At 71.5% G+C, this 25,146-nt stretch carries 25 protein-coding genes; 20 read left to right on the top strand and 5 right to left on the bottom strand.

The genetic code is table 11. The annotated features are described in order from the left end of the window. The first annotated feature begins 86 nt into the window (after window positions 1–86). Together EMA17_RS18630 and EMA17_RS18635 are read left to right on the top strand one after the other, a co-directional pair. Window positions 87–866, top strand: a complete 780-nt coding sequence (locus EMA17_RS18630) for a TetR/AcrR family transcriptional regulator (RefSeq protein WP_126638178.1) — start codon at window positions 87–89, stop codon at window positions 864–866. Between the two features lie 27 nt (window positions 867–893). Then, window positions 894–1,436 (top strand): GNAT family N-acetyltransferase, encoded by a 543-nt coding sequence (locus tag EMA17_RS18635; RefSeq protein ID WP_126638179.1) that lies wholly within the window; start codon window positions 894–896, stop codon window positions 1,434–1,436. Window positions 1,437–1,511: 75 nt separating this feature from the next. Here the strand turns inward: EMA17_RS18635 and EMA17_RS18640 are convergent, their stop codons facing one another. Continuing rightward, window positions 1,512–1,895 (bottom strand): winged helix-turn-helix transcriptional regulator, encoded by a 384-nt coding sequence (locus tag EMA17_RS18640; protein WP_126638180.1) that lies wholly within the window; start codon window positions 1,893–1,895, stop codon window positions 1,512–1,514. A 121-nt stretch (window positions 1,896–2,016) separates the two neighbouring features. Between EMA17_RS18640 and EMA17_RS18645 the strand changes: the two genes are divergently transcribed. The 3 genes from EMA17_RS18645 (at window position 2,017) to EMA17_RS18655 (ending at window position 5,107) form a co-directional block, all read left to right on the top strand. Continuing rightward, a complete protein-coding gene (locus EMA17_RS18645; protein ID WP_126638181.1) occupies window positions 2,017–2,850 on the top strand; it encodes an enoyl-CoA hydratase/isomerase family protein in 834 nt (277 codons plus the stop codon). Between the two features lie 413 nt (window positions 2,851–3,263). Then, window positions 3,264–4,487: an MFS transporter gene (locus tag EMA17_RS18650; protein ID WP_126638182.1), complete on the top strand. Its 1,224-nt coding sequence runs from the start codon at window positions 3,264–3,266 to the stop codon at window positions 4,485–4,487. After that, complete coding sequence (locus EMA17_RS18655) at window positions 4,484–5,107, top strand: TetR/AcrR family transcriptional regulator (protein ID WP_126638183.1); 624 nt, start codon at window positions 4,484–4,486, stop codon at window positions 5,105–5,107. The genes EMA17_RS18650 and EMA17_RS18655 overlap by 4 nt, the downstream gene beginning before the upstream one ends. A 73-nt stretch (window positions 5,108–5,180) precedes the next feature. Here the strand turns inward: EMA17_RS18655 and EMA17_RS18660 are convergent, their stop codons facing one another. Genes EMA17_RS18660 through EMA17_RS18670 form a run of 3 tightly spaced genes read right to left on the bottom strand, consistent with a single transcriptional unit; the run spans window position 5,181 to window position 7,992 of the window. Then, the gene (locus EMA17_RS18660; RefSeq protein WP_126638184.1) at window positions 5,181–5,876 is read right to left on the bottom strand and encodes a cyclase family protein; all 696 of its coding nucleotides are present in this window, start codon (window positions 5,874–5,876) and stop codon (window positions 5,181–5,183) included. Beyond that, entirely contained in the window at window positions 5,873–6,658 is a 786-nt protein-coding gene (locus tag EMA17_RS18665; RefSeq protein WP_160161454.1) for an SDR family NAD(P)-dependent oxidoreductase, read from the bottom strand. Before EMA17_RS18665 ends, EMA17_RS18660 begins: the two co-directional genes overlap by 4 nt. Then, window positions 6,655–7,992, bottom strand: coding sequence for an aspartate aminotransferase family protein (locus EMA17_RS18670; protein WP_160161455.1), 1,338 nt, complete (start codon window positions 7,990–7,992; stop codon window positions 6,655–6,657). Before EMA17_RS18670 ends, EMA17_RS18665 begins: the two co-directional genes overlap by 4 nt. 313 nt (window positions 7,993–8,305) lie before the next feature. On the opposite strand from EMA17_RS18670, the gene EMA17_RS18675 reads away from it, so the two are divergent. From EMA17_RS18675 to EMA17_RS18745, 15 genes are all read left to right on the top strand, one after another. Beyond that, the gene (locus EMA17_RS18675) at window positions 8,306–9,271 is read left to right on the top strand and encodes a nucleoside hydrolase (RefSeq protein ID WP_126638187.1); all 966 of its coding nucleotides are present in this window, start codon (window positions 8,306–8,308) and stop codon (window positions 9,269–9,271) included. After that, on the top strand, window positions 9,268–10,359 hold the full coding sequence (gene add / locus EMA17_RS18680) for an adenosine deaminase (RefSeq protein WP_126638188.1): 1,092 nt from the start codon (window positions 9,268–9,270) through the stop codon (window positions 10,357–10,359). Before EMA17_RS18675 ends, add begins: the two co-directional genes overlap by 4 nt. 2 nt (window positions 10,360–10,361) lie before the next feature. Further along, window positions 10,362–11,822 carry an APC family permease gene (locus tag EMA17_RS18685; protein ID WP_126638189.1) on the top strand — a complete coding sequence of 487 codons (1,461 nt, stop codon included), beginning with the start codon at window positions 10,362–10,364 and terminating at the stop codon, window positions 11,820–11,822. A 90-nt stretch (window positions 11,823–11,912) separates the two neighbouring features. Next, complete coding sequence (locus EMA17_RS18690) at window positions 11,913–12,815, top strand: sugar phosphate isomerase/epimerase family protein (RefSeq protein ID WP_126638190.1); 903 nt, start codon at window positions 11,913–11,915, stop codon at window positions 12,813–12,815. After that, entirely contained in the window at window positions 12,812–13,276 is a 465-nt protein-coding gene (locus EMA17_RS18695; RefSeq protein ID WP_126638191.1) for an RpiB/LacA/LacB family sugar-phosphate isomerase, read from the top strand. The genes EMA17_RS18690 and EMA17_RS18695 overlap by 4 nt, the downstream gene beginning before the upstream one ends. Continuing rightward, entirely contained in the window at window positions 13,254–14,267 is a 1,014-nt protein-coding gene (locus tag EMA17_RS18700; RefSeq protein WP_126638192.1) for a dihydroxyacetone kinase subunit DhaK, read from the top strand. The genes EMA17_RS18695 and EMA17_RS18700 overlap by 23 nt, the downstream gene beginning before the upstream one ends. Continuing rightward, window positions 14,264–14,953 (top strand): DAK2 domain-containing protein, encoded by a 690-nt coding sequence (locus EMA17_RS18705; RefSeq protein ID WP_126638193.1) that lies wholly within the window; start codon window positions 14,264–14,266, stop codon window positions 14,951–14,953. The genes EMA17_RS18700 and EMA17_RS18705 overlap by 4 nt, the downstream gene beginning before the upstream one ends. 143 nt (window positions 14,954–15,096) lie before the next feature. Beyond that, the gene (locus EMA17_RS18710) at window positions 15,097–15,783 is read left to right on the top strand and encodes a FadR/GntR family transcriptional regulator (RefSeq protein WP_126638194.1); all 687 of its coding nucleotides are present in this window, start codon (window positions 15,097–15,099) and stop codon (window positions 15,781–15,783) included. Between the two features lie 718 nt (window positions 15,784–16,501). Then, window positions 16,502–18,091, top strand: a complete 1,590-nt coding sequence (locus tag EMA17_RS18715) for an AbeC-like domain-containing protein (RefSeq protein ID WP_246126751.1) — start codon at window positions 16,502–16,504, stop codon at window positions 18,089–18,091. Window positions 18,092–18,204: 113 nt separating this feature from the next. Continuing rightward, window positions 18,205–18,672, top strand: coding sequence for a hypothetical protein (locus tag EMA17_RS18720; protein ID WP_126638196.1), 468 nt, complete (start codon window positions 18,205–18,207; stop codon window positions 18,670–18,672). Between the two features lie 420 nt (window positions 18,673–19,092). Then, complete coding sequence (locus EMA17_RS18725) at window positions 19,093–19,782, top strand: LppU/SCO3897 family protein (protein ID WP_126638197.1); 690 nt, start codon at window positions 19,093–19,095, stop codon at window positions 19,780–19,782. A 141-nt stretch (window positions 19,783–19,923) separates the two neighbouring features. Then, a complete protein-coding gene (locus EMA17_RS18730) occupies window positions 19,924–20,382 on the top strand; it encodes a DUF6314 family protein (protein ID WP_126638198.1) in 459 nt (152 codons plus the stop codon). A 108-nt stretch (window positions 20,383–20,490) separates the two neighbouring features. Then, on the top strand, window positions 20,491–20,787 hold the full coding sequence (locus EMA17_RS18735) for a hypothetical protein (protein WP_174861391.1): 297 nt from the start codon (window positions 20,491–20,493) through the stop codon (window positions 20,785–20,787). Beyond that, entirely contained in the window at window positions 20,784–21,167 is a 384-nt protein-coding gene (locus tag EMA17_RS18740; protein WP_126638199.1) for a fic family toxin-antitoxin system, toxin component, read from the top strand. Before EMA17_RS18735 ends, EMA17_RS18740 begins: the two co-directional genes overlap by 4 nt. A gap of 1,134 nt (window positions 21,168–22,301) precedes the next feature. Continuing rightward, the gene (locus EMA17_RS18745) at window positions 22,302–23,930 is read left to right on the top strand and encodes an MFS transporter (protein ID WP_126638200.1); all 1,629 of its coding nucleotides are present in this window, start codon (window positions 22,302–22,304) and stop codon (window positions 23,928–23,930) included. Window positions 23,931–24,175: 245 nt separating this feature from the next. On the opposite strand, the gene EMA17_RS18750 is transcribed toward EMA17_RS18745, so the two are convergent. After that, entirely contained in the window at window positions 24,176–24,817 is a 642-nt protein-coding gene (locus EMA17_RS18750; RefSeq protein ID WP_126638201.1) for a DUF6461 domain-containing protein, read from the bottom strand. Between the last annotated feature and the right edge of the window lie 329 nt (window positions 24,818–25,146).

A 25,146-nucleotide genomic window follows, 5' to 3' on the forward strand; every position in this document is an offset into this window, starting at 1 on the left:
CGCACTAATTTAGGTGTGGGGCATACACGAAGTCAAGGTAGAGTCGGCCCAACAGGGATCCCCGGTCGAGCAGAGGAGGCCACCCGATGCCGATCACGGAGGACCCCGAGCCGCCGCCGGGACTGGCCTTGGCGTGGGGCCTGCCCGTCAAGACGACCAGGCTCGGGCGCAAGCCGTCGCAGAGCGTCGAGCAGATCGTCGGCGCGGCCGTCGAACTGGCCGACGCGGACGGATTCGGTGCCCTGTCGATGCCCAGGATCGCCCAGCGGCTCGGGCTGACCGCCAACGCGATCTACCGGTATGTGAAGTCCCGGGACGAGTTGCTGGTTCTGGTCGCCGAGGCCGCCTGGGGCACCGCGCCGGACCTGGCGTCCGGGGCGGGGGACTGGCGCGATGCGGCAGAGGTGTGGACGCGGGCGATGATCGACCGGTGCGACGTCCACCCCTGGCTGTGCGATCTTCCCGTCCGCGGGGCCCCGGTGACGCCGAACCTGCTGGACTGGACGGAGGCGATCCTGAAGGTGCTGACCGGCGCCGGGCTGACCCCCACCGAGGCCCTGAGGTGCGCGTTCGTGCTGGACGGCTATGCGCGGCAGATCGGCGGCATGCGTCGCGACCTGCGGTACAGCACCGCGACTCCGGCGCAGTCGGACACCATGACCAGGTTCCTCCTGCCCCGGCTGCGCGAACGCGGTCACTCGGTCCTGGCGTCCATGATGGACGGCAACGAGTACACCGACGACGTCGTCGACGACGACGTGACCTTCGGGCTCGACCGGATCCTGGACGGGATCGGCGTACTGGTCGCGGCAAAACGTGCCGCGACACGCGCCGACTCGGGCGGTCCGAATATTCGTTTGTCGTAGGCGAGCCGAGTCGGATAGGAAGCCCGCATGCTAAAGGGCGGCAAGATCGGGCTGAGGGCTCGGCACGAGGACGACATCCCCACCCTGCGGACCGAGCTGTACGACGACGTGGTCAACTCCGCGCGGGCCGAGGCCGGGCCGTGGCGGCCGATCTCGCCCGGTTCGAAGGACCCGCGGCTCGTGGTGGACGACGGGGAGCCGGGCAGCGTCGCGTTCTCCGTGGTGGAACTGGAAGAAGGTGCGCTGGCCGGCACCGCGGCGCTGTGGGGCATCGACAACCACCACCGATCCGCCCACATCGGACTCGGGCTGCTGCCGGCGGAACGCGGCAAGGGCTACGGCACGGACGTGGTCGCGACGCTCTGCTACTACGGTTTCGCGGTCCGCGGCCTGCAGCGGCTGCAGATCGAGACACTGGCGGACAACCACGCCATGCTGCGCTCCGCCGAACGCAACGGCTTCATCCGCGAGGGCGTACTGCGCTCCTCGGCCTGGGTGTTGGGCGAGTTCCTGGACGAGGTGATCCTCGGGCTCCTCGCCCAGGACTGGAAACCGAATTCGCGGGGCTGAAGCCCAAGGTCCGCACGAGCCTTCCGGCCCCGGAGCGAGTCGGCTCGGGGCGATGGGGTTCTCGGGCGCGCCTGCTCAGCTTTGAACGCGTTGGTCGTAGGCGGTTTGGTGCGCCCGAATCTCGTCCGTGTTGTCGACCGTCCAGGCGTACAACCGGCCGAACGGCTCCTGGAGGGATTCGCCGAGCGGGGTGAGGGAGTACTCGACCCCCACCGGCGAGGTGGGCAGCACGCGGCGCGTGATCATCCCGTTGCGCTCCAGGCGGCGCAGGGTCTGGGTCAAGACCCGCTGGGTCACGCCTTCGAGGCGGCGCTTGATCTCGTTGAACCGGGTGGGCTTGTCGAGGACTGCCATCACCATCATCGACCACTTGTCGGCGATCTGGTCGAGGATCGGGCGGCTGGGGCAGGCGGCCCGGTAGACGACACCGGCGTCGGCGCCGGTTTCGGAAGTGGTCATGTCGGTATCCTTCGCGATCCTTGCGATGCCGAAAGTGCGTTATTGACGCCGGTCGCTCGCCATCGGACCGTAAGTATGCATCAGGAACCAGGTGCATTTCAGGTACCGATCGGAGAGCTCCATGAACCACGACGCCTACCCGACCCTTCGGGTGAGTCGCGAGGACGGCATCGCCCACGTCACCCTCGACAACCCGCCCGTCAACGTCCTGAACGTCGCCCTGATGGCCGACCTCCGGCACCTGTTGACCGCACTGAAGGACGACGACTCGCTCCGGGTGATCGTCTTCGACAGCGCCGATCCGGAGTTCTTCATAGCCCACGTCGACATGTCCCTCGTCGACACCCCGGACGCCTTCGACAAGCTCGCGGCCGACCTTCCGGCCGGCGTCAACGTCTTCCAGGCGCTGGGGGAGTTGCTTCGGCGCCAGCCCCAGGTGACCATCGTCAAACTTGCCGGAGTGGCGCGCGGCGGAGGGGCGGAGTTCGTCGCGGCCGCGGACATGACGTTCGCGGCGATCGGTCGTGCCGGAATCGGCCAGATCGAAGCTCTCATGGGCATCGTCCCCGGCGGAGGAGGCACGCAATATCTCGCCGGCCGGGTGGGCCGCAATCGTGCCCTGGAGGCGGTGCTCGGTGCCGATCTGTACGACGCCGAAACCGCGGAGCGCTACGGCTGGGTCAACCGGGCCGTCCCCGCCGACGAGCTCGACGACGTCGTCGACCGCCTCGCCCGCAACATCGCCGCCCTGCCCGAGGGGGTGATCGCAGCGGTCAAGCGCGCCATCGTCCCCGAGGACCTGGCCGAGGGTCTTCTGCGGGAACACGACGCGTGGGCGGACCAGTTCGCTCGCCCCGCGGCCGAGCGTCTGATCCGCGGCGGATTGGCCCACGGTGCCCAGACCCGCGACGGCGAGCGCGATCTGGAGGGCCTGCTCCGGGGACTGCCCGGATAGGACCCGGACGAGGACCCGGTGTACTCGTCGGTGTCCCGCGACCGTGACGGCGTGCGGCTCCCCACCCGCGACCGCGGGCCCCGAACCGGCATGGGCCGCAGAGATCCGCACCGCGTCCGGCCGAAGCCGGACAGCCGGATCAAGACCGTTTCCCGGCGTTCGATCCTGCCGAGATCCGCGCCGAACCCCGAAGAGGCGTCGACTTCGGGACGTGCCCACTCGTCGCCCTCGCGCCGCGCCCGCCCTACGTCGTGATGCCGCGTGCGGTCGACGGAGCCACCTCCTCCGGCCGTCCACGGGCGGTCGGAGGTCCCCGGCGGGAGGGGGCCGCCGGGGTCGCGGAACCTCAAGAATGAGACAAGTCTGTCTCCAAAGAGGAGACAGACTTGTCTCATTGTCGTACGTTGGGCGGCATGGTTACGACACAGGTCGGGACAGGCGAAACGGCAGTCGGGAACCGGGGGACGACGGCGCGGATCGTGCTCCTGGCGTCCGTCCCCGCGATGTTCCTCGCAACGTCCAGCGCTCCCACTCCGCTGTACAGCGTGTACGCCCGGTCGTGGGGCGTGTCGGCGGCGGCGACGTCCGTGGTGTTCGGCGCGTACGCCCTCGCGCTGCTGTCGGCGCTGCTGGTCCTCGGCCGCATCTCCGACCACCTCGGGCGCCGGGCGGTCATCTGCTCCACGCTCGTCGTCCAGGTGGCGGCCATGCTCGTGTTCGCCGCCGCCGAAGGGCTCGGCGCCCTGCTCGTGGCCCGTGTGCTGCAGGGACTGTCCACGGGCACCGGACTCGCGGCGGTCGGCGCGGCGTTGCTGGACATCGATGCCCGCCGCGGACGGATCGCGAACTCCGCCGCCCCCGGGATCGGTACGGGGATCGGCGCACTGGGCTCGGCCGTCCTGATCGCCGCAGGCGCTCCTCGGCCGACCCGCCTGGTGTACCTGGTGTGCGCCGTCGTACTGCTCGTGCAGATCGCCGCAGTCTCGCGATGGTCGGATTCCACGCCGCGCCGGCCGGGCGCGATCTCCTCGCTGCGGCCGGGTCTGCACGCCCCGCGCCGGATACGGGCGCTGATCGGCGCGGCTGTACCCGTCCTGTTCGCCGTGTGGGCGGTGTCGGGGCTGTTCGGGGCCTTCGGGCCGCGCCTGGCCACCCAGCTCACCGGCTCGTCGTCGCCCGTGCTGGGCGCCCTGCCCATCGCCCTGGTCGGCGCGGTGGCCCCGGTGGTCACCTTCTCCACCGGCCGGCTCGGCGCCCGCAGGTCGCTGGTGTACGGCATCCTGGGCTTGCTCGCCGCGGTGGGACTCACCGCCCAGGCCCTGTGGCTGGGCCACATGTGGCTTCTCCTGGCGGGTGCGGCGGTGGCGGGCGCGGGTTTCGGTTTCGGTTTGAGGGGCGGTATGGACCTGGTGCTGCCCGCCGTGGACGAGTCCGAACGCGCCGGCACAATGGCGCTGCTCTACACCGCCTCCTACGTAGGGTTCGGTGTACCGGCGATCGCGGCCGGCGTCGTGCAGCAGGCCACGGGGAACCTGACCGCGACGGCGCTCGGCTACCTCGCGGTGCTCGCGGCGCTCGCCGTAACGGCGGCCGGCGTGCTCCGCCGGACCCGAGCCCCCGAAGGGACGACCACATGACCGCTCACGTCAGCGACGAGGCGCCGAGGCGCTCCGCCCGAGACCGGCTGCTCGCCTCCGCCGACGAACTGTTCTACGACGAGGGCGTGCACACCGTCGGCATCGACCGGGTGATCGAGCACGCCGGGGTGGCCAAGGCCTCGCTGTACCGGCTGTTCGGCAGCAAGGAGGACCTGGTCGCCGCCTATCTGGCCGCACGGCACGAGCGGAACCTGGCCGAACTGCGCGCCGCCGCCGGGCGATTCGAGAACCCCCGCGAGGGCGTCCTCGCCGTGTTCGACACCCAGGCGAAATGGCTGCGCCGGCGCGCGTACCGCGGCTGTGCCTTCGCCCGGGCCAGCGCCGAACCCTCGGCCGGCGCGCAGGTCCAGGCGGCCACCGACGCCTACCGGGCCGCGATCCAGGCGCTGTTCACCGAACTGACCGTCCGCGCAGGGGTGCCGGACCCGCAGGGACTCGCCGTGCAACTGCACGCCCTCTACCACGGGGCCGACATCGTCGTGGCAAGCAGCCGGCGCAGCAAACTGATCGCCGCCGTCCGGAGCGCCGCCGAAACACTGCTCGCCGCGGCCTGGCGTGACGAGCCGGAGACGGTCCACTTCCACGGCCCGCACGGCTGACGGCGCCACGCGCCGCATGGTCGAGGAAGCCGACAGCTCCGGCCCGACCATCGGGGTCACCCGACCGACCCGATCACGAGTCGTCTTCGTGTCGGACCCCCGGGGGAGGGGTGAGTCCCGGTCGGACGCGGGCGACGGCTCGGACCGGCGCGCCGTCGAGGCCGACGAGGGGGAGGGGGAGGCAGATGATCTCGAAGGTGTCGGGGAGATCGTCGACCGCGACCAGGCATTCGACCAGGGCGGTCTCGTCGGCGAAGAGTCGCCGGTGGATCGCCGGGTTGGTTCGGTCGTCGCCGGGGGACGGGGTATCCAGGCCGACGAACCGCGGGGCATACGAGGCGAGGTAGGCCACCGCGTCCTCGGTGAACACGGGCCAGTCCCGGAAGTAGCCGGGGTCGCCGGCGCGGCGGGACCAACCCGTGGAGAACACCACCCGGTCGGCGACCGCCAGCACGTCGGCGTGCCGGCGCAGCGTGTCGGTGTCGATGACGGTGCCCGGGGCGAGGGCGCCCAATCGCACGAGATGGGCGGGGCCGATGCAGCGGGTGAGGTCGAGCCGGTCGACGGTGCGGGTGCCGGCGGTGAAGTGCGCGGGCGCGTCGATGTGCGTACCGAGTTGGCTGAACAGGTGCACGGTCGTCATGGCGACGTCGTCGGTCTCCACGCGGGAGAACGTCTCGAACACGGCGGTGGGTTCGCCCGGGTAGGCGGGCATGTGGTGGGAGATGGGCATGGTCAGATCGACGACGGTGCCCGAGGGATCGGTCACGCGAGCCCTCCGGTGAGGGCGAACTCGGCGTTGGTGGCGGTGAGTCCGCCGTCCGCGACGACCAGGCTCCCGGTCATCGCGCGGGTCTCCCCGGCGGCGAGGAGGCCGACGATGGCGGCGATGTCCTCGGGCTCGGCGATGCGCCGCGAGGGATAGAGGCGTTCCATCTGCGCCCGGGCCGCCTCGGGGTCGTCGGCCAGGTCCCAGACGCGGGTGGTCAGCGGGGTACGGACGGCGCCGGGGCAGACCGCGTTGACGCGGATGCCGCGCCCGGCGAAGGCGAGTGCGGCGGTGCGGGTGAGTTGCACGACCGCGCCCTTGCTGACGCAGTAGGCGCCCAGGACGGGGTCGGCGGTGAAGCCGAGAACGCTGGCCATGTTGACGATGGCACCGTCGTGGGCGAGGAGGCGGTCGGCCATCTTGATGCCGCGGAACATGCCGGTCACGTTCGTGTCCAGAACCGCGGTGAACTCCTCGACGCTGGATTCGAGCAGCGGCCGTTCGGGCTGTCGGGCGGCGTTGTTGACGAGGGCTCGCAGGGTGTGGCCGCAGGACGCGAGGTGTTCCTCCACCCGGGTCCAGGTCTGTTCCTCGGTGACGCTGCCGACGATGCCGGTGTGGTCGGCGGCAAGGGCGTCGGGCAGGGCGGGGGCGTCGATGTCGACACCGATCACGTGCCAGCCGCGGTGCGCGAACCAGTGCGCGCAGGCGGCGCCGATGCCGGTCCGGGCGCCGGTGACGACGACGGCGGGACGGTCGGATGCGGGGGCGGGGAGGGTCACGGGGTGGGCTCCGGATTCTTCGTCGCGTCGCCGACGGCGAGGTGGAGGGCGGTGAGGAAGTCGTCGAGGTCGGTGTCGGTCATGGGCGTCGACAGGCAACCGGTACCGCGGGCGTTGATGTGGACACCCCTGGCGAGCAGCCCCGTTCGGACCCTATTCCAGGTCCGGGCGTCGGCGGCGCGCCACGTGCGGTAGTCGCGTACCGGGCCTTCGACCAGGCTGATGTTGAACATCGACCCGGTGCCGTTGACGGTGACCGGCAGGCCGTACCCGGCGAAGACCTTCGCGATGCCGTCGCGGACCCGGGCGCCCGCGCGGTCCAGCGCCCGGACCTCCTCGGCCCCGAAGTGGCGCATGGTGGCCAGTCCCGCCGCGAGTCCGACGTTGAAGGCGGTGAACGTTCCGGTCTGGGCGATGGCCGGGGCGAAGCCGTCGAAGGCGCGCATGATCTCCTCGCGGCCGCCGAACGCGGCCAGCGGCATGCCCCCACCCATGATCTTGCCCAGGGCCACGAGGTCGGGCACGACGCCGTGCAGGCGCTGGGCGCCGCCGGTGTCCAGCCGCATGCTCTGGATCTCGTCGACGATCAGCAACGCGCCGTGTCGGTGCGCCTGTTCGGCGAGGAACGCCAGAAAGCCCGGCTCGGCGGTGATCAGTCCGGCGTTGCCGAGGAAGGGCTCGACCACGACCGCGGCGATCTCGGACCCGTGCTCGGCGAACGCGCGCCGCACGCCGGCGCGGTCGTTGTACCCCGCCACCAGGGTCGGCACGGGCAACAGGCCGGCACTGTTGGGCACGCCGAGACCGAACGTGCCCGGGGACAGCGGCTCCGCGCCGATCGACTGCTGCACCTCGTCACTGCTGCCGTGGAAACCCCCTTCGAACTTCAACAGGCGTCGCCGCCCGGTGAAGGCGCGCGCGGCCCGGGCCGCGAACGCGACCGCCTCGGTGCCCGAGAGCGCGAACCGCAGCCGCTCCATGACGGGGAACCGCTCGGTGAGCAGGTCCGCGAACTCGCGCTCGCTCGCACACGGTGCGCCCAGCGCCCCGCCGCGCCGCAGTTCCGCGATCGTCGCCTCGACGGTCGGGCCGTGCGCGTGCCCGTGGATCAGGCTCGTGTAGTTGTTGACCAGGTCGAGGTAGCGGTTGCCGTCGACGTCCCACAGGTACTGGCCCGCGCCGCGCTCGGCGAACACCGGGTAGGGCGGGTAGGCCAGCGTCTGGCGCGAGACGCCCGCCGGGATGCGTCCGGTCGCCCGGGCGTAGGAGCCCTCCGAGCGTGGGGTGCGCTTGTTGAGGGCTCGCGTGGCGGCGTCCGGCGGGCTCTTCGTCATGGCAACTCCGTTGCGGATGGGAACGCGGATGGGAACGGGTGGGCGGGATACGGCGCGCCACCTCGGTCCGGCCGGGGGAGAACGACCCCGGGCCGAACGGGTCGCCCCATGTGTAGCAGCGCGAAACCACAACAGGCAAGACCGGTAATACCACTTGAGAATGATCATCAAGGCTCGAAGCCCAGCTTTTGCCTGGTCAGGGCGCTCGAGGAGAACCGGGGGCGGCTCCTGATGCGCGAACCCACCCTTGACAGCTGGTAATACCTGACCTACCAATTCTCCATCGGCATTCGCGACATCCAGCGGAGGAACCATGGCCAAACGACCCGTCCTCATCGACACCGACACCGGCGTGGACGACGGCATGGGCGTGATCTACGCCCTGAACCGTCCCGAACTCGACGTCGTGGGCGTGACGACCGTGTTCGGCAACGTGTCGGTCGAGCAGGTGACGCGCAACTCGCTGCTCATCCAGGAGCGGCTCGACCGGCGCGACGTGCCGGTGGCGCAGGGCGCCGCCAAGGGCCTCCTCGGCAGTCCCGAATTCCACGCCGGCATCCACGGCAGGGACGGAATCGGCGAATCCGGGCTCGTGCCCGCCGACGGCACCCCCGACCCCCGCTCGGCAGTCCGACTGATCCTCGACCTGTCGCACCGATACGCCGGGGAACTCGAGGTGATCGCGCTCGGCCCGCTCACCAACGTGGCGATCGCCCTGCTCGTCGATCCCGCCCTGGCCCGGCGGCTGCGCCGGGTCGTGTGGATGGGCGGGGCGGTGGCCTCGCCCGGCAACGTGAGCGCCGTCGCGGAGGCGGACGCGGCGCACGATCCCGAGGGCGCACAGGTGGTCCTCGAATCGGGCGTCCCGGTCACGCTGGTGCCGCTGGACGTGACCGACGCGACGCTCCTGCGCGAGGCCGACCTGGAGCGAATCAAGGCCGGCGGTACCGCCGCCGGGGCGCTGGTGGCGGCCTTCGCCCCCTTCTACATGGAGTTCTACAGCCATCGGCTGGGGGAGTTCGCCTGCGCGATGCACTCCCCGCTGACCGTCGGCATCGTCGCGCGCCCCGACCTGATCGTCCGCTCCGGGAACCACCCCACCGCCATCGAACTCGCCCCCGGCCTGTCCCGGGGCGCCACCGTGGTGGACCGCCGGGTCCGGCCCCCGGAGCAGCTGCTGCGGGCCCTCCCGGCGCGGATCATCGAGGAGGTCGACCACGCCGGCTTCATCGAGGACTTCGTCACCACGATCACCTCCACGTCCCCGGCCGCGCCGTGACCACCCCCCACCCCACCCCGCGACTCCCGCTGGCCGTCCTGCACGACCACCTTGACGGCGGGGCGCGACCCGAGACACTCCTCGAACTGGCGGCGGACATCGAGCACCCGATGCCCGCCGAGACCCCGCACGCGCTCGCCGCCTGGTTCGTCGCCGCCGCGAACACCGACCTGGACACCTTCCTGGCCACGTTCGAGCACATCACCCCCATGCTCCAGACCCGGGACGCGCTGCGCCGGATCGCCTACGAGAGCGTGCTGGATCTGGCCGCGGACTCGGTGGTGTACGCCGAACAGCGATTCGCCCCCGAGGAGCACCTGACCGCGGGACTCTCGCTCGACGCGGTCGTCGAAGCCGTCCAGGACGGATTCGCCGCCGGCATGCGCGACGCCCGTACCCCCGACGGGCACCCGGTCGTCGTCAACACCATCCTGTGCGCCCTGCGTACCGAACCCCACTCCCGGGACATCGCCTCCCTGGCGGTACGCAGACGCGGCGACGACCCCCGCCTGGTCGGGTTCGACCTCGCGGGTGCCGAACGCGGCGCCCCCGCCGCCGACCACGCCCAGGCCCTGCGCATCGCCCACGAGGGCGGCGTGTCGGTCACCGTGCACGCGGGAGAGGAGACCGGTCCCGACTACGTCGCCGACGCGCTGACCCACGGCGCCCGGCGCATCGGACACGGCGTGTCCCTGATCGAGGAGCTCACCGCCGACGGCACCCCCGGCCCCGTCGGCGCGGAGGCACTGCGCCGGGGCGTATGCCTGGAGCTCGCGCCGACCTCCAACGTCCAGACCGGGGCCGCGCGATCGTTGGCGGACCACCCCCTGGCCCGGCTCCTGCGCGCCGGCCTCCCGGTCACCGTCAACCCGGACAACCGGCTGCTGTCCGGCATCACGGTGAGCTCGGAGTTCCACGCCGTCGCCGCGGCGCAGGGCCTCACGCCCCAAGAGCAACACCACATCTGCCGCACCGCCGTCCTCGCCGGATTCGGCGACCCGGAGGAACGCCACCGCATCCTGCACACCGTCATCGACCCCGCCTGGACCGCGCACCTCGCATCGGCCCCCCGCACCTCAGGACGGTAGCCATGAGTTCAGTCAGCAAGGACGGCCTCGGAACCGGAACGCTCGGGACGGGCGGCCTGGTCCTGTTCGTCCTCGCCTGCGTGGCCCCGATGGGCGCGGTCGTGTCGATCGTGCCGCTGGGCATCTTCCTCGGCGACGGGGCCGGGTTCCCCGGCGCGGTCATCGTGGCCGGCCTCGTCCTGCTCTGCTTCGCCGTCGGATTCGTGGCGATGAGCCGGCACGTCGTCAACGCCGGCGCCTTCTACGCCTACGTCGCCCGCGGCCTGGGCAAACCCGCGGGCGTGGCCGCCTCGTTCCTGGCGACACTCGCCTACAACGCGTCGTTTTGGAGCCTGGGCGGAGCCGTGGGCTACTTCGCCCACAACCTCTTCGCCGACGCGGGCCTGGACCTGCCCTGGCCGGCGTGGACCGCCGTCGCCCTCGCGATCGTCACGGTGCTGGGCCGGCGCAACATCGACCTCAGCGTCAAGGTCGTCGGCTGCGCGCTCCTGCTCGAGGTCACCGCGATCCTCGTCCTGGCGGTCGCCATCGTCGCCGACCGCGGCACCGCCGCCTTCCCGTTCGACTCCTTCGAACCGTCCGCCCTGACCTCCGGCTCGCCGGGCATCGCCCTGATGTTCGCCTGCAACATGTTCATCGGCTTCGAGGCCACCGTCCTCTTCGGCCGGGAGTGCCGCGACCGGACACGCACCATCCCCCGCGCCACCTACCTCTCGATCGCACTGATCGCCGTCTTCTACGCACTGGCCTCGCTGATCCTGGTCGGCAGCGTGGGCAAGGACCACGTGGTCGACGCCATGAACGGCGACCCCGGCACGTTCGTGTCCCGCCTTTCCGAGCGGTTCGTGGGCCACACCTGGGGCACCGTGATGCAAACCCTCGTGGTCACCAGCCTGTTCGCCTCCCTCCTGGGCATCCACAACGCGGCGTCGCGCTACCTCTACGCGATGGGCAGGGAGCGCCTGTTGCCCGGCCGGCTCGGCCGGGTCCACCCCCGCTGGAATTCCCCGACATCGGCCGGTGGCGTGCAGATCGCCGTCGCCGTCGTCGTCATCGGCGCCTTCGCACTGGCCGGCGCCGACCCCCTGCTCACCCTCGGCACCAGCACCGTCGGACTCGCGACCCTGGCACTGCTGCTCCTGCAGACCGCCGTCGCCGTCTCGGTCATCGTCTTCTTCCACAAACGCGGCCACCGCTCGCCCGCCCTCCACCTCCTCTCCGCCCTCGGCGCCGCGGGCCTGGCAACCGTCACCGGCCTCGCCACGACGAACTACTCGACCCTCACCGGCAGCGACTCCACCACCGTCAACTCCCTGCCCTGGGCCCTGCCCGCCGTGATCGTCCTCGGCATCGCCTACGCACTCGTCCTGCGTCGCCGCAAGCCCGCGATCTACGCGGCCATGGCCGCCTCCGACACCAAGCCCCCCGCGCCCGCGCCCGAAGTACCCGAAGTCGCCGTCTGACCGGCCACGACGGCCCGCGCCCGGCGCCACACCCGGCCCGTTCCCGCCGGACCCCGGCCCACCGGACACCACCCCGCCCAGGAGTCCTCGTTGAGCACCCCCTTCGCACCGACCATCGCCGGTAGCACCCTGCCCCTGCCCCCGCGCCCCGCCACCGACTCGGCCCTCGGCGACCTGCGCGCCGACCTGCGCCGATTCCGCGCCGCAGGATTTCGCCACATGGACCTGGTCGACACCTGGATCGCACCCGCCGACCTGACCCCCCGACAACTGCGCACCCTCGCCGACGAACTCGCCGACCACGGCATCACCCTCGTCGGCCTGTCCGTGATCAGGCGCAGCATCGTCGACCCCGTACACGCGGCGGACAACCACGCCTACACCCGCCGATCCATCGAGGCCGCCGCCGCACTGGGCGCACCGATCCTGTCGATCGGCTTCCACCGCCCGCTCACCGACGCCCAACGCGACTGGGGCACCTTCTGGTCGGTACCCGGCCCCACCGACGGCGAACAGGAGTTCATCCGCGCCGTGCCCGCGCTCACCGAACTGTGCGCCCTGGCCGCCGACCTCGGCGTCGAACTCTCCCTCGAACTGTACGAGGACACCCTCGTCGGCACCGGCGCCCGGACCATGCGCCTGATCGAGGCCACCGGCGCGGCCAACCTGGGCGTCAACGCCGACCTCGCCAACCTCCACCGCGCCCCCCGCCCCCTCGAAGAGACCTGGGACCAGACCCTCGACCTGGTCCTGGACCGGATGAACTACTGGCACGTCAAGAACTACCGCCGCGTGGAGAACCACCCCCACGGCCCCTACCTCGCCTGGCCCACCCCCCTCGCCGACGGCGACATCGACTACCGCGCCGCCCTGCACCGCGCCCGCGCGGCGGGATACGCCGGCCCCCTGTGCGTCGAGCACTACGGAGGCGACGCCCTGACCGCGCAGACGGCCGGACTGCGCTACCTCACCGACCTGCTGGAGACCATGTGAGCCCCCGCATCGCACTCGGCGGCGACGACGCCGGAGCCCCGCTGCGCCGCGCCATCGCCGCGCACCTGACCGAACGCGCCATCGCCTTCGACGACTTCGGCGTCGACACCGACGACGTTCCCTACCCCGAGATCGCCGAACGGGTGGCCCGACGCGTCGCGGACGGCACGTACGACCGCGCCGTCCTGTGCTGCGGCACCGGCATCGGGGTCTCCGTCGTGGCCAACAAGATCCCCGGCGTCTACGCCGCCCTGGCCCACGACGTCTACTCCGCGCGCCGCGCCCGACTGAGCAACAACGCCCAGGTCCTGGCCATGGGCGCACGCGTCATCGGCGTCCAGGCCGCGCTCGAAGTCGTCGACGCCTGGCTCGGCGAGGACTTCCGGGGCGGACCCAGCGCCGACAAAATCGCCCTCATCGCAGATCTGGAGAGCCGTCTTGGCACGTCACCTGGTCAATGACCCCTTCGACGCCGTCGACGACATGATGCGCGGCGTCGTCGCCGCGCACGGCGACCGGGTCGCGCGCACCGCCTCGGGCCGCGGCCTGTACACCCGCGAAAACGATCCGCGCCGACGGGTGTCCGTCGTGGTCGGTGGTGGATCCGGACACGAACCGGCCTTCCTCGGCTGGGTGGGCCCCGGCTTCGCCGACGCCGTCGCCGTCGGCAACGTCTTCGCCGCCCCCGCGGCCGACCCGGTCGTCGAGGTCGTGCAGACCCTCGCCCCATCCGACGGCGCGCTGTTCCTGTTCGGCAACTACGAGGGCGACGTGATGAACTTCCGACTCGCCGGCGAGTTCCTCTCCGACATCGGCATCGCGTCCCGAACCGTCCTGATCACCGACGACGTGGCGAGCGCACCCGCACACAGCCCCCATCGACGGCGCGGCGTGGCCGGCGGTGTGGTCGTGGCCAAGGCCGCCGGAGCGCTCGCGGACCAGGGCGCGGGTCTGGACGACGTGGCCGCGCTCGCCGGGCGCGTCAACGACGCCACCCGCTCGATCGGCGTCGCGCTGTCCTCCTGTCACCTGCCCACCGCGGCCCGCCCCACCTTCGAACTACCGGACGGGAAAACGGACTTCGGGATCGGGGTACACGGCGAGACCGGCCTGTCGCGACGGACCCGCGGTACCGCCGCCGAAACCGCGGCCCAGATGGTCGACGCGCTCCTGGACGACCAACCCGCCCTGGCCGACTCCCGGGCCCTGGTACTGGTCAACACCTTCGGCGCGACCCCCCTCATGGAGGCGTACATCGTCCTCGGCGAGGTGCTCGAACTCCTCCGCAAGGCGGGCACCACACCCGTGTTCGCCCACGCCGGCGCCTATCTCACCAGCCTCCAGATGGCCGGGGTGAGCCTGACCACCACCCTCCTGACCCCCGAGACCGAAGCCCTGATCGGCGCCCCGGGCTCCCCCCTGACCCTGCCGCCGCTCGGAGGATCACGATGACCGCCGCCACACCCCCCACCACCCGCGACATCGAGAACTGGCTGCGCGCGCTCGCCCGCGCCCTCGGCGAGGAGCAGCACCTGCTCGACGAACTCGACGCCGGCGCCGGCGACGGGGACCACGGCGCCACCATGGTGATCGGATTCCGCCGCGTCGTCGCCGAACTCGACCGCACCTCCTTCGCCGACCGGCTTCCCGAGGAACTGCTGCGCGCGGCCGCCCGCGCGTTCGCCGGCGTCGGCGGCAGCATCGGTCCCCTGTGGGCGGCCGCACTCCTGCGCGCCGCCCGGACACTCGACGGCCGCGCCCTCGACGGCGCCGCCCTCGCCCAGGCCCTGCGCGCCGCGGCCGAGGGCATGGCCCACATCGGCTCGGCACGCCGCGACGACCGCACCCTCCTGGACGCGATGTACCCCGCGGCCGACGCCTTCGCCGCGAGTTGGAACAGCCACGGCGACCTTGCCCGTGCCGCGGCGGCCGGACTCCGCGGTGCCCTCGACGGCGCCGCCGCCACCAGGACGATGATCGCCCGCCGGGGCCGCGCCTCCCGCAACGCCGCCCTCGCCGGCGGCCGGGTCGACGCCGGAGCGGCATCGGTGGCACTCGCCTGGACCACGGCCGTCCTCGGAACGGACCGCGAGCCGTGGAGGCACACGGTCGCCACCTCCGCGGCATCGAACGCGTGAGGCCCCGCCCCGAGCACCGGACCCCGGCCACCCTTCCCGGCCGGACGACCCCGTGCACGGCAGGCGGCCGGGGAGGCCCATAATAGGTCTGACAGGCATGACCACTGGTTCCCAGCCCCCGCGCAGTTACGGAGCGTCGACAAGTGACCGTGAACGGAGCCGGCCCGGAGACACCCAAGCGGGAGTCACACGCGAACCGCATCGCCCGCCTCCTGATCGACGACATCCGACGGGGCACCTACCCCGTCGGCACCCGGATCCCCAGCGAGCGCCGATTGGCGCAGGACTTCGGCGTGTCGCGTCCCGTCATCCGCGAAGCGGTCTCCACCGTCATCGGCCGCGGCATTCTCGAGGTGCAAATGGGCCGCGGCATGTTCGTCACCGCCCAACCCGCCGACGGCACCCCCGCCGAACGGCTCAACCTCCAGGACGTGGTCAACGTCCGCGAAGTGCTGGAAACCGGCGCGCTCCGCCTGTCGGCACTCCGCGAGGAGGACCGCGACACCACGAAGATCGCCGACATCCTCGACCGGCTCGGCGACGCGGTGGCCGCGCGGGCGAGTACCGCCGAACTCGACAGCGCCCTGCACACCGCCATCGTCGAGGCCGGCGGCAGCCCCCTGCTCCTGTCCCTGTGGCAGGGCTTGCAACAGCAGATCGACGCGACCATTCGCATCTCGCCGCACGGCCACACCATGAGCCCCGACATTCTCGCCCTGCACCGCACCCTCGCCGACGGCGTCCTCAAGGGCCACGTCGACGAGGCCACCACCGCCTGTCGACAACTCCACGAACAAAACCGCGATTTCCTGCGCGAACTGCTCGGCTGAACCCCCACCGGACGCCACACCCGATCGCCCCCACCGCACCCCGAGCCCAACGGCGCAACCTCCGGTGGTCGGGTTCGGGAGCCGTCGTGACGGACAGCGCCTGGGGGCCCGTCCCCGGGCCGGAGCCCACGTGGCAACCGAGCCCTTCGACGCCTTTCCGAGCCCACGCTTGCACGGGCTCGCACGACCGCAGTCGCGGGCTGCCGTGTACGACCCCACCGCCGCCGGGGGCGGTAGGCGTGCGGAAAACCGGGTGAGCAGGCCGAGGCGGGAGTTCGAAGTCGGCCCGTGACCGCCCTACCAACGCCTCGCGCCACACCCGGGGTTCGGCGCGTGGTGCTCGAATCGCCCCCGGATGATCCGGGGCCGATCCCTTGCGAGGACCCGCGTCCGATCGGTGGGATTCGACTCTCCGGGCTTCGACACGCGCGGATGTTCCGCTGCACCAGCCGGACGAGCCCGACGGCATCGTTCGCCGAGGTCGTCATCTCCTTCGACGATCGGGCCGAGGCGATCCGTGGCAATTCGGCGATCCGGTGGATGGACCATGCCGCAGTGCCTCAGGATGGTTTGGCGGAGCGCGACCGGACGACGTCATCCCGTTGCCGTCGATCGGCGTGTTCGACCATCGACCATGACGTCGGCCACCGAACGATCTCTCCGACGTTCCGTGAACCCCCTTGTCCGATCCGGCGATCGGGAGGAAATGACAGGACCCGTGTCCCGACGTTCGCACAGTGAGGCCACTCGGCTCCTGTGCGCCGGCGCCTACCTCGACAACGACTTTCGCGGTGCCGTGATCGACCACCTGGTGCGGCACGAGGAAAGACCGGTCGCCCCGTCGCTGGGCGTCGACGTCGTACCGGTCCTGGCGTACGCGCTGCGTGCGCGTCGCCGGGAGGCGCAGACCGGCGTCACCCTGCTGTTCTTCTGGGTGGCGTTCATCGTCTTCGACTACATCAGCGGGGATTCCCTGCAGAGCGTGCCGATGGCAGGGGCGTTCGGGTACGCCGTGTTGTGTTTCCTGCTGTGGAGCACGCGGCGGAGCGTCGGGCGCGGCGTGTACGCCGTGGACCGGACCGCGCTGCGCAAGGCCGTGCCGGGGCAGCGGGGCCGGGTCATGACGCTGATCCCGTTCGGCGTTCGGCTGCTGGCGGTGGCCTACTGGGTTCTCGCCCTGTTGGGTCTCGTCCTCGCGGCGGATGTCCACTGGCCCGCGGTGGTCTTCCCGTTGCTGCTGACGCTGCCGATCTGGGAATACCGTGCGCATGTCACGGGCGTCATGCGCCGCGAGTTGGCGCGCGGCGTCTTCGGCGACCTGCCGCGTGTCGCGCTGCCTTCGAACGCCCACTATCGGCGGATCGGCGAGTCCCTGGACCGTGAGCAGTACGCGGCGCTCACCATCTACGACCCGCTGCGGCCCTTCATCGGAGTGGGACTTCCGTACGAGCCCTGGTCGTTCGCGCTGGACCTGAAGCGCCGTGCCTCGGCCGAGCCGGGCCTGGGTCCGCTCACCGGTGCCAGGGTCATCGAGCTGATCAGGCCCCGGCTCGAAGCGTTGCGGGATTCGGCGGCGGCCACCAGTCGCGACCGGCTCAAGGATCTGGAGATCGAGGAGTTCGTCTATCTGCCGGTGGGGGCGCCGCGTGCCGAGATTCCCTACGACCGGCAGACCGTCGAACAACATCTTCACGACGCGGTGGACGAGGGCGGGGAGGCGCGACGACACTTCCTGCGAATCCGGGTCGGCGGGCGGGACGAGCAGATCGGGGTGACCGTGCTGGTACGGGTCCACACCCAGGGCGGGATGCTCGTCCTGGAGGTCGTGCCGCATGTACTCACCCCGGTGAAACCGGAATACCGGGCGGCCGACGTGGTCGCCGGGCGCACTCATGACGGCGCGGCCCGAGACGCGGTTCGGGCCGTTCTGACCGCCCCCTCCGCCGGATTCGCCGCCGGTGTCTGCCTGGTGAGGACCGTGGTCGCGGTGTTCGGGACCTGGCTGGCGGACCCGGAGCGGGCATTGCCCGACGCTCCCGAGACCTCGGTGCGGGAGTTGGGCAGCACCGGGGAGGTCTCGCTCTTCCAGGAGATGGACATCAGCCGGTACGTGAAGACCATTCAGGACCGGATCACCGGCGGTGTGCGCGACGCGCTCGCCGACCAGGGCTTCGAGTCGGACCAATTCGAGAAGCAGGTCGTGCAGGTGAGCGAGGGGAGCGTGTTCATCGGTTCCATGAGCGGTGGAGCGTTGGCAGTCGGCAGCGGGGCCAAGGCCCGGCACGTGGTGGGGAGTGACGCGAAATGACGACCGACCCGAACGATCGAGAGCGTGCGCGGGGCGAGGAACCGATGACTCCCGAGGTTGCCGAGGAGGGGGCACCGTCCGCCGACACCGGAGGCGGCGTTTCCATCGGACGGATGACCGGCGGGGCCGTCGCCGGCGGCTACCGGGCCACGGCCGAGGACCGGTCCGAACGGGTGGGCTCCTGGGAGGTGCCGGCGGGCACGGACGTTCCGCCCCCGTTCGCATCGCCGCCGTCGTCCGGGGTCGGCATCGGGACGATGGCGGGTGGCGCGGTGGCGGCCGGGCGCGAGGCGAAGGCCGTGGACGCTTCACGCCGGATGCTCTCGGCGTCGCCGGAACTCGTCGGGTCGCTGGAGGTGTTGCGCTCACAACTGCCGCTGCTCGTTCGTACACAGGACGACGGAATCGACGAGGTCGTCGGGCAACTGGCGGCCATCGAGGGACAGATCGCGAACGGCGGGCAAACCGAACGCCACCGCCTGGAGCGCTTGCGCACGCTGTTGACCGGCGGAGGCACGGTGGCCGGCGGGCTGGCGTCGGCGCTCGCCGTCGTGCAATCGATCACCCAGATGTTGGGATGAGAGGTGGGTGGCGTGAGTCGGTGGGACGCGGAGCGGCAGGAGTGGGTGGAGGAGAGCCCGCGCCCCGAACGACCCCCGCCGCCGGAGCGGGAACCACCGTTCCCGTCGACAACGCCAAACCCGCCGACGGTACCGGATGCGGCCGACACGCCATGGACGACATCGACCCCGGCCCCGGTGCCGGACGTTCCACACCGGCGATCATCCGCCGCACAGGGCGCCACCCGGTGGGACGCCGACCGGCAGGAATGGGTACAAGGCATGCCCCCCGAGCGGCAGCTCGCGGGTTCGGACCAGGAACCACCGTTCCCGCCGGCACCATCGGACGCGACCGGGACGACCCGAACGACATCGGCGTCGGCCCCCATGCCGTTACGGAGGCCGCCACGTGGCTGGTCACACGGGGCGATCCTCGCCGCCGTGATCGCCGCCGCCCTCATCGTGGGCGGGCTGGGCGTCACGGGTTGGGTGGTGCTGGCCGACCCCGACTTGGACCTGTGGGGGCACGACCCGAGCGACGCATCCGAGGAATCCCCGTTCGACAGCTCTCCTCCCTACGGCGTCCCGTCGGCGCCGCCCGTGGGCGGTTCCTACACCGGCCCGCCCTTCTCGCCGTCGCCGTCTCGTACTCCCGACCCGCTCGACAAGGCGTTCGCCGCCGTGGGCACCGGAGACTGCGTCAACGTTTTCATCAGGGGCGGCGAGTGGAATCGAAAGGCACCGGACGTCGTCGCATGCCGCGCGGCCGACGCATACATGTCCGTGGCCTCCACACGGGACGACGCGACGTGCGAGGCAGGTGGCGGGCGTACCTTCTGGAGGCACACCAACGATGACGGTTCTCGCGTGAAGTTGTGTCTGGAACGGCAGTTTCGCGCGGGCCAGTGCTTCCCGGGGACGCGGTCGGAGGACGACACGATGCGGGCGCAGCTGAGCACGCTGTGGGATTGCGACGCCACCACGGTGCCGCAGGGTTCCACCCACGTCATGAAGATCACCGGCCTGTTGTCGGCCGGCAGCGCCGTCGGCTCCTGCCCGGGCGATCCCGGCAAGAGACAGCGCGGATGGACCGCCTACAACGGCCTTCTGGTCTGTGCCGAGAGCATGTAGTGAACCGACCGCAGAGCATCCGCCTGCACACCCCCGTCGTCGACGCCTTCGACGCGGCCCCGAGCATGCCTGTCTCCACCGTCACGAAGCATCCCGGCATCCCGGCATCCGGGGAGCGGACGGATGACGGATCATGGACGCATGTACCCCGTCCGCGACGCCGCCGCCTATCTCGCAGGCCACTGGATCATCCACCGCACCGTGATCGACGAACTCTCCGGCACCGAGGGCTCCTTCGCCGGCACCGCGGAGTTCCGGCCCGCCGACGACGAGCTTCTCGAACTGGAATCCGGCGAGTTCGAGTGGGGCGGTGTGACCAACCGGGCGAGTCGCAGCCATCGGCTGGTACCGCGAGCCGACGGAACCGCGGACGTACTGTTCGCCGACGGCAGACCGTTCCACGACCTCGACCTGCGCACGGGCCACTGGAGTACACGCCATCCCTGCGCCGCCGACCTCTACGACGGGGAGTTCACCGTCGTGGCCCGGAACGAATGGCACCTGAGGTGGCGGGTCTCGGGCCCGGCCAAGACGCAACTGCTGACGTCCGTCTACCGCCGGATCCCCTCGACCGGCCGACCGCCGAACCCGGCCGCTTGACTCGCCTGCCGGGACGCGTGGCCCATGACGAGCGCGATGCCGGCGACGTCACCGCGAGGATCGGCATGTTCGTGGAATGTCGATGGCCCCACTGGTACCGTGGGGGCCATGACTGATCCGAAGGCCATCAATCTCCGGTTCCCCGACCCGGGGCAGCGGGCCGCGATCGCGGCCGCGGCCAAGGCCGAGGGTGTGAGCATGCAGGAGTACATCCTGGGCGCGGCGTACGCGCGCGCGACCGCCCTCGAGAACCGTTTCCTCGACGCGTTCCGCGCGTCCATGGCCCGCAGCGGCGACGCGTTCGCGGCCGAGGCCGGCGAGGTCGACCCCACGCCCGAGCAGCGCGCCGCCGAACACGAGGCCGCACGCGAGGACGCCGCGCCCGGGCGGGGCCACGCCGCGTGAACGATCCGCTTCCCCCGCACGTGGACGTGGCGTTCCTGCTCCACGCCGCCGAACTGCTGCCCGGTGATCCCCAGGTCGACGACCTCGGCCCGCTCTACGCCGCCCTGTCCCGTGTGCAGGCCCGTGCGATGGACCGGGACGTGTACGGTTCGGACCACCTCAAGGCGGCGGCGCTCCTGCACACGCTGGTCCGGTTGCCGTGTCTGGAGCATTCCAACGAGGCATTCGCCTGGCACGCCACCGAGGCGTTCCTGGCCCTGTACGGGCATCGTCTCGACTACCCGCCGAAGGAGGCCGTCGTCCTCGTCCGCGAAGCCGCCCGGGGCGTCGTCGGCGTCCGGCGCGTCGCACGCCGACTTCGCGAATGGACCACGGACTGACCGCACCGCACCCGGGCGAACACCCGTCGCCGTGACCGTGGTCGGTCGCCGGCGGATCACCAGGTACAGGCGGTCCTGATCCGGCTATCGCGACCCGGCGGTCACCGTTGCGGTCCTCGATCGCTCGCCACGGCCGGGACGCCCGGGACGGGCACGGGTGGCACGGTGACAACGGTCGGGACCACCCGCCGCCGGGGCGCGTGATCCCTCGGCGAGGTCGACTCGGGCGGCGCGGCGGAGCCTCCGGGCTGCGCTCGTCGGTCGGTCGGCTCTCGGCGGTACCGAATCATCGGGGAACGTCCTTCTTGTGTCCCGAACTCGTCGCCCAGTGTGGGGCGTTGCCTTTTCGGAGTCTCCGGTCCGGGTTCGAGGGGCGGCTCCGGCGGCATGGCGTCGCGCGCCCGGGCGGCCTCGGGCGCGCACGCCCCGGCATGGCGGCCCATCGCCACTCGGGTGTAGCGGCGGACCTCGTACCGGTCCGGACCGCACTCGTCCTTCGCGGCCTGGAAACACTCCTCGATGGCCCGGCGGGTCCCGGCGATCCGCACCAATTGCCGCATGGTTGCGGCTGGTTGGGCGGATGTGAGGCGACAGGCGATCTCGTCGGGTCGAGGCCCACCGTCGGCGGACCCGGTTCTCGTCCCGACAGTCGTACTCCGCGACGGCGGGGAGTCGGATGGCCGCCCGGTCGTAGACGCGTGGCCCCTTGGCGTCATCCCCGCACGACATCCTCACCCATGCCTCGGCGGGGGTTTGGGCGAACGGCAACTCGACGCGTGGACGGCCCGCGCCGAATCGGGACCCGGGCACCGCCGGGGCGTAGCCGACGTCGGATGCGCGGGGGAGGGTGACCCGATGGTCCGGGGCCGGCCACGGTGGCCGTTCTCGATGCGACTCGGTGAGGGCCGGCCGAGGTTGGCGCGGCCGGTCGGTTCCTCCGGGGACCGGCCTCGGGCGACTCGCAGGGCCGGATGCGTTTGCGTACGAGGCTGTCCGGATCCCTGTCATCTTGCGTTATAGGCAACCTTGTATGCCCGGAGTGCAATGCGCGGTTAGCGTCGAGCGCAGTCGGCGGCCGAATCGGGGCGAGGGCCCACACCCGCCCATTCGGCATGCCCTTTCCGGGAGGAACCCATGACCACGAACCCGGCCGCACGGACCGTCGAAGCCGGTGACGGCAATGGCAGCGGCGACGATGCTGTGCCCGACGCACGCCGGTTGCGCGGCATCCTGATCGCCGTCTCCATCGCGCTGATGGCCGTCATCGCGTCGGTCTCCGGGCTCAACGTCGCCCAGACGCACATGGCCGTCGAGTTCGGCGCCTCACAGGGCACGATCCTGTGGATCATCAACATCTACACCCTGGCCCTGGCCGCGCTCCTGCTGCCGCTCGGTGCGATCGGCGACCGCCTGGGTCGCAAGCCGATGCTGATCGCCGGGCTGGGCGTCTTCGGCGCCGCGAGTGTGGTGGCGGGCCTGGCCGGGACGGCCGAGGTCATGCTTGCCGCACGGGTGGCCGCCGGGGTCGGCGCGGCGATGATCATGCCGATCACCCTGGCCGTCATCACCGCCACGTTCCCCGAGGAGCGGCGCGGCAAGGCGATCGGGGTGTGGACGGGTGTCGCCGGAGGCGGGGGCATCCTGGGTATGTTCCTCTCCGCGCTCCTCGTCGATGTCGCGGACTGGCGGTGGCTGTTCGTGCTGCCCGTCGTGCTGACCGTCGTCGCCCTGGCCATGACGCTGAAGTCGATACCCAATTCCCGCGAGACGTCGACCCATCGCTTCGACACCGTCGGCGCGTTGGTCTCGGCCGTCGCCGTGATCGGCCTCATCTTCGTCCTGCAGGAGGGCCCGGAGCACGGCTGGACGGCTCCCGCGACACTGGCCGCCCTCGTCGTCGGCCTGATCGCCGTCACCGGCTTCGTGGCCTGGGAGATGCGCCTTCGCGACGCCGCGCTCCTCGACGTCCGGCTCTTCCGCGAGCGTGGTCTCGCGGGCGGTTCCGTGACGTTGCTGGTGGTCTTCGGTGTGCAGGCCGGCATCGCCGTGGTGCTCTTCCCGTTCTTCCAGGCCGTGCTCGGCTGGTCGGGCCTGCTGTCCACCGTGGCGCTGATGCCCATGGCCGTCATGATGATGGCGGCCTCCGGTCTGGCCCCCGGACTCGCCACCCGGATCGGCTCCCGCTCGACCATGGCCGTCGGCATCGCACTGGCCGGCATCGGGTTGACCCTGATGGCCCTGTTCGTCTCCGTCGACGCCGGATATCCGAGCATCCTGCCCGGCATGCTCGCCATGGGCGTCGGCATGGGCCTGTCGATGACACCCTCCACCGAGGCCATCACCGCCTCCCTGCCACGCGAGAAGCAGGGTGTCGCCTCCGCGCTCAACGACGTCACCCGCGAGTTCGGCACCGCCCTCGGCGTCGCCCTGCTCGGCGCGCTCCTGTCCGCCGGATACCGCGGCGCCATCGACGACCGCCTGCACGGCGTCGGCATCCCCCAGGGCCCCGCCGACACGGCCCGGGAGGGCATCGCCAACGCCGTCGAGGTGGCGGACAGCGCCGGCCCCCACGCGCCGGCCCTGGTGCACGCCGCCCGAGAATCCTTCGTCGACGGCTGGCAGCAGGCCATGTGGGCGGGCGTCGTCGTGATGGCCGCCCTCTTCCTCTACATCACCTTCCGCGGCCCCGAGAACAGGTCCCCCGCCGTCGCCCCCGAGCAGGAGGCACCGACATCGGCGAGGAGTCGAACCGGCATGGAGTGACCGCAGGACCCGGGCCGACACGTCCGTCGCCGCCGAAGCGCCGGCCCGGCCGCCCGGCGAGCGGCCGCGCACCACGCCCGGATCGGCCACCACCCGGTGGCCGCCTCGCTTGCGCAACGGCTGGTCCCCTCCATCGCGCCGAACGCGGAGGCCACGGGGGACCGGCCACGGCCGGCGTGGTCGGGGGCTGCGGCGACGGGGACGGGGGTGGGCGTCTTCCTCCACACGGCCCGGGTGCGCCGCCGTCACCGGCGGCCGTTCCGGTTCCGTGCCGGGGTTCGGTACATCGCGGCGAGGAGTTCGCCGTTCTCGACGTCGTCGCGGGGCAGTGTCGTGCCGAACTCGGTGTACATCATGCGATGGACGCGCCGTTGGTGTTCGTCGATGTCGTGGTCGGGTTGGTCTCCGTCGGGGAGCAGCAGGCCGGCTCGGGTCAGGTGGGGTACGAGCAGGTCGGGGTCGCTGCCGTCGCGACGCCGTGCCGATTCGAACGTGCAGGTGACCGTGCCGGACCGTGCGTGGAGGAACCGGGTGAGCGCGTTGACGTTGCGGAAGGTGCTCACGGCCACGGTGTCGGTGGACACGGCGGCCATCACGTCGTGGTCGACGCCGCGGATTCCGGCGTCCTCGACGGCGAAGGCCCAGCCGTCGGCCTCGCCGGCTCGGATCACGCCCTCCTTGTCGGCGACCGCGGCGTGGCCGAACTCCTCGGCCACGTCCTCGATCCAGCGGTTGGCGTCGATCACGTTCCTGCGGGCGGTATTCGCCACGTCGCAGCCCATGCGCCGCAGCAGCTCCACCGCCGACACCCCGCGCGCGAACGTCACGCAGTAGCCGAACTCCGCGAAGACGGAATCCTCCAGCCACTCGAGCCCGTCGGAACCCATGGCCTCGCTCCTTCGATGGTCGTCGCAGAGTCCGAGACGTTATCCGAGCGGCCGGACACCGCCCCGATCACCGAGTCGAACGCCGCGAGGTCGCGGGCAGAGCGGCAGGAATCCGCCGGGTTCCCGGATCGGTGTCGCGGAGGAACCGGGTGAGCGTGCGTGGGGAAGGAATGGTGCATCGGCCGGAACGGGTCGTGCGTGGGCGGCAGGGTCAGGCCCTCGTTGCGGCGGGGTTTCTCCGGTCGCGTGGTGGGCCTCGGGGCGTGGTGTCGATCGTGGACACGCCCACACCGCGGTGCATGCGCGGCAGTGCGTCGGTGGCGCCTCGG

The sequence above is a fragment of the Embleya hyalina genome (genome assembly GCF_003967355.1).
Taxonomy (GTDB): Bacteria; Actinomycetota; Actinomycetes; order Streptomycetales; family Streptomycetaceae; genus Embleya; species Embleya hyalina.